General features: G+C 64.3%; 2 protein-coding genes and 1 pseudogene. All 3 read right to left on the bottom strand.

What is annotated here, in order from left to right:
- Positions 1–337, bottom strand: a pseudogene (locus EOA75_RS29365) (hypothetical protein); the annotation flags it as partial.
- A gap of 112 nt (positions 338–449) precedes the next feature.
- Positions 450–2555 (bottom strand): molybdopterin oxidoreductase family protein, encoded by a 2106-nt coding sequence (locus tag EOA75_RS29360; protein ID WP_095826470.1) that lies wholly within the window; start codon positions 2553–2555, stop codon positions 450–452.
- A gap of 248 nt (positions 2556–2803) precedes the next feature.
- A partial coding sequence (locus tag EOA75_RS29355) for an ABC-F family ATP-binding cassette domain-containing protein (protein WP_164747639.1) occupies positions 2804–4463 on the bottom strand: 1660 nt, incomplete at its 5' end.

Below are 4463 nucleotides of genomic sequence, written 5' to 3'. Positions count from 1 at the left end.
CGCCCACTGGACGTTCGTCAGTTCGTACCGTTTGGCCATCCGTCGCGCTCCGAATCAGAACCCTCGGAACACAATGAATCAACGCCAAACCGCGTTGAGAATCCTGAATGTAGATTGGACCTAGTTCGACTGACGCCGCCGGCGTGGTAAAGTCGATGACGACGTCGGCAAGCGCCAGCGCCGCGTCGCGCGCGACCAGCCCCTCGCCCGTGCTGCCCGGTCGATGGAAGCGGGCGACAAGCTCCAGCCGCGGATCGACCTGCACCGCCTCCGTCATCTCCCGGCCCATGCGGCCGAGCGCGCCGGCGATGGCTATTTTCAATGGCTGTTGCGGCAAGGGACACCTCGCCCGTCGCTTCGCTCCTTGCTCCGTCCTTGGATGACGAAGCAACGGGCGTTTTCGGCTAATCTCCCGGGCATGTGACCTGCCGAGCTCGCGCCACAGACCATCACAGCGCCCTGAGCCAGACCTTGTTGTCGTGGAGGGCAGCACCGCCATACGGCGCCGGGGCGTCGGCACCGGTCAGCACGTTGATGCCTTCGCCGCGCTCATGCGCACTGTTCGGCCAGATGCCTTCCGCAATCACCACGCCGCGCTTCACGCCGTCGAAGAACCTGGCATGCAGCACCACGTCGCCGCGCCGGTTGCCGATCTCAACGCGGCCGCCGTCCTCGATGCCAAGCGCCGCGGCATCTTCCGGGTGCAGCAAAAGCTCCGGCCTGCCTTCCTTGGCTTTCGACACCGGCGTCTCGGCAAAACTGGAATTGAGGAAGTTGCGCGCCGGCGAAGTTGCCAGCCGGAACGGATGCTCTTCGTCCGCGACCTCGATCAGCTCGACATGGTCGGGGAATTGGGGCAGACGCTCGACCGGTCCGAACAAGCCCATGCTCTTCGGCGGCCGGTTGGGCGCTGACTGCCCGGTCCAATTGGGCCGGAAGTGGAATTTCTTGTCGGCATGGCCGAAGCCGTTGATGAAATGCGCGTCGTCGAAATCGGGTTGCAGGTCGACCCACTTCTGTTCCTTCAGGCTGTCGAAGCTGCCTAGCCCGCGCTTGCCGAGGATGATGTCGATATGTTCTTTCTCGGTCAGGCCAAAGCCCGGCCGGTCGCCGACGCCCAGCCGTTTGCCGAGCTCCTCATTGAGGTAGTGGTTGGTGCGCGGCCCCTCCGGCGGCTCGATCAGCTTGGGGCCGAGCGTGATGTGCTGGTTGCCGCCACCCTTGTAGATGTCGTCATGTTCCAGAAACATCGTCGCCGGCAGCACGACGTCGGCGAGCTTGGCCGTATCGGTCATGAACTGCTCGTGCACGCAGGTGAACAGGTCCTCCCGCAGGAAACCTTTTCTGACCAGCCGCTGCTCGGGCGCGACATTGGCGGGATTGGTGTTCTGGATCAGCATCGCCGTCACCGGCGGACCGCCATAAAGCGCATCCTCGGCACCGGTCAGCACCGGGCCGATGCGCGAATGGTCGAGATAGCGCACCTTCGGGTCGCGCATCGCGGTGCCTTCGAGCACATCCTGATTCAGCTTGAAGATGCCGGAATTGGAGTGAAAGGCGCCGCCTCCCTCATATTGCCAGGCGCCGGTAACCGCCGCGATGCATGAGGCGGCATGCATATTGACCGAGCCGTTGCGCTGGCGCGCAAAACCGTAGCCGAGGCGGAAGTAGGTCTTCTTCGTTGTGCCGACCAGATGCGCGAAGGTCTCGATCTCGGTGACTGTCAGACCCGTGATTGCCGCCGCCCATTCGGGCGTGCGCGTCCTCAGATGTTCTTGCAGCCCGCGCGGATCGTCGGTGTATTTTTCCAGATAGGCGCGGTCGGCCATGCCGTCGCGGAACAAGACATGCATGACCGCGCAAGCCAGCGCGCCGTCGGTGCCGGGTTTGAGCACCAGGCCGAGATCGGCCTGCTTCATGGTGGCGTTGTCGTAGATGTCGATGGCGACGATCTTGGCGCCGCGCTCTTTTCGCGCCCTCGTCGCATGGGTCATGACGTTGACCTGGGTAACAACGGCATTGGTGCCCCAGATCACCACGCAGTCGGACTTCGCCATCTCACGCGGATCGGGGCCGCGCAGAGCGCCCGCTCCCATCATCCAGCCGGTCCAGGCGAGATTGGTGCAGATCGAGCCGAAGAAGCCCGAATATCTCTTCGCGTGCCGCAGCCGCTCGATACCGTCGCGCTGCACCAATCCCATCGTACCGGCGTAAAAATAGGGCCAGACCGTCTCCGAGCCGTATTTCTCTTCGGCCGCGATGAACTTCTCGGCGACGAGGTCGAGCGCCGCTTCCCAACTGGCTTCCTTCCAGGCGCCCTCCCCCTTGCCGCCCGCGCGCACCAGCGGCTTCAGCAGCCGGTCGGGGTGATGGACGCGGTCCGCATATCGCGCGACCTTGGCGCAAACGACTCCTGCCGTGTAGCTGTTCGCTTTCGCGCCGTGGACGCGGCCGATGCGGTTATTGTCGAGCAGCTCCACCTCGAGCGCGCAGGTGGAAGGACAGTCATGCGGACAGGCCGAATGGCCGATCCCGAGCTTGGCGTGCTGGTTCATGCCAGGGTGTGTAGCGGGTTTTGCGGGAGAGGTGTAGGGCCAGATGGGGCTCCTCCTTCTCCCCTTGTGGGAGAAGGTGGCCGAGCGAAGCTCGGTCGGATGAGGGGTGTTGGAAGGATCGCTACGACAAAGAAATGGGCGATCGAAGCCGCCTGTTGTTCGGCGCGTCACTCCATCCAACACCCCTCATCCGTCTCGGCGCTTCGCGCCGATCCACCTTCTCCCACAAGGGGAGAAGGGGAACCGCCCTACTCCGCGATCCCCTCCTCATATTCCGCCGACATCGTCAGCCACTTGTCCTCGTTGAGGGCAAGTGTGTGGGCAAGCTGCGAGCGCTCCTTGGCCAGCCGCGTCGCGGTCGAGGGGTCCTTCTCGTAGATCGCCGGATTGGCGAGCTCGTCCTCGATCAGGTCGATGCGCTTGCGGATGCGGTCCATCAGCGCCTCGGTGGCGCGGATCTCCTTGGCTAGAGGCTCGAGCGCCGAGCGCCGGGCGGCGGCCTCGCGGCGACGGTCGGCCTTGGATGCCCTGTCTGCCTCCTTCTGCTCGCGGCGATTGGAGGAAACGCCGGTGACCAGCGTTTTGTAATCCTCCAGGTCGCCGTGATAAGGATTGACCGCGCCGTCCTTGACCAACCAGAGGCGATCGGCGGTGGCCTCGAGCAGATGCCGGTCGTGCGAGATGAGGATCACCGCGCCTGAAAAATCGTTGAGCGCATGGATCAGCGATTCACGGCTGTCGATGTCGAGGTGGTTGGTGGGCTCGTCGAGGATGAAGAGGTTCGGCCCCTCGAAGGCCGAGAGCCCCATCAGGAGACGCGCCTTCTCGCCACCGGACAGATCTCTCGCCGCGGTATTCATCTTCTCGGTCGAGAGCCCGAACTGCGCAACGCGGGCGCGCACCTTGGCTTCCGGCGCATCGGGCATCAGCCGGCGCACATGCTCATAGGCGCTTTCCTCGGGACGCAGATCGTCGAGCTGGTGCTGCGCGAAGATCGCCACCTTCAGGCCCGGCGCCACCGTCATCGTGCCGGTCTCGGCTTTGAGGCGGCCGGCGAGCATCTTGGCGAACGTCGATTTGCCGTTGCCGTTGGCGCCGAGCAGCGCGATGCGATCGTCGGCATCGATGCGCAGCGTCATCTTCTTCAGCACCGGATTGCCCTCGGTGTAGCCGACATTGACGCCGTTGAGCGCCACGATCGGCGAGGCCACCGTCTTCACCGGCTCGGGGAAGGAGAACGGCCGCACCGTGTCGTTCACCACCGCGGCGATCGGCTTCATCTTCTCCAGCGCCTTCAGCCGCGATTGCGCCTGCCTGGCCTTCGAGGCCTTGGCGCGAAAACGCTCGACGAAGGATTCCATATGCTTGCGCTGCGCTTCCTGCTTGACGCGGCTCTTTTCCTGCAGCTCGCGCTGCTCGGTGAGCTGGCGCTCGAACTGGTCGTAGCCGCCGCGCCAGAAGGTCAGCTTCTTCTGGTCGAGATGGACGATCGAATTGACCGCGCGGTTGAGCAGGTCGCGATCGTGCGAGATGAGCAAAACCGTGTGCGGATACTTTGCGACATAGTTCTCGAGCCAGAGCGTGCCTTCGAGGTCGAGATAGTTGGTCGGCTCGTCGAGCAACAGAAGATCGGGTTCGGAGAACAGCACGGCGGCCAAGGCCACGCGCATGCGCCAGCCGCCGGAGAAGGACGAAGCCGGGCGCTTCTGCGCCGCATCGTCGAAGCCGAGGCCGGCAAGGATGGTGGCGGCGCGGGATTCGGCCGAATGCGCATCGATGTCGGCGAGCCGTGTGTGGATTTCCGCGATGCGGTGCGGATCGGTCGCGGTCTTCTCCTCTTCCAGCAAGGCCTGCCGCTCGACATCGGCTTTCAGCACGATGTCGATCAGCGGCTCCTCGGTGCCCGGC

Origin of the sequence: Mesorhizobium sp. M1A.F.Ca.IN.022.07.1.1, assembly GCF_003997575.1 — a bacterium.
In the GTDB taxonomy this organism is placed as follows: domain Bacteria; phylum Pseudomonadota; class Alphaproteobacteria; order Rhizobiales; family Rhizobiaceae; genus Mesorhizobium.
Note: the sequence above shows the minus strand (reverse complement) of the source record. Positions and strands in the feature narration are given on the sequence as shown.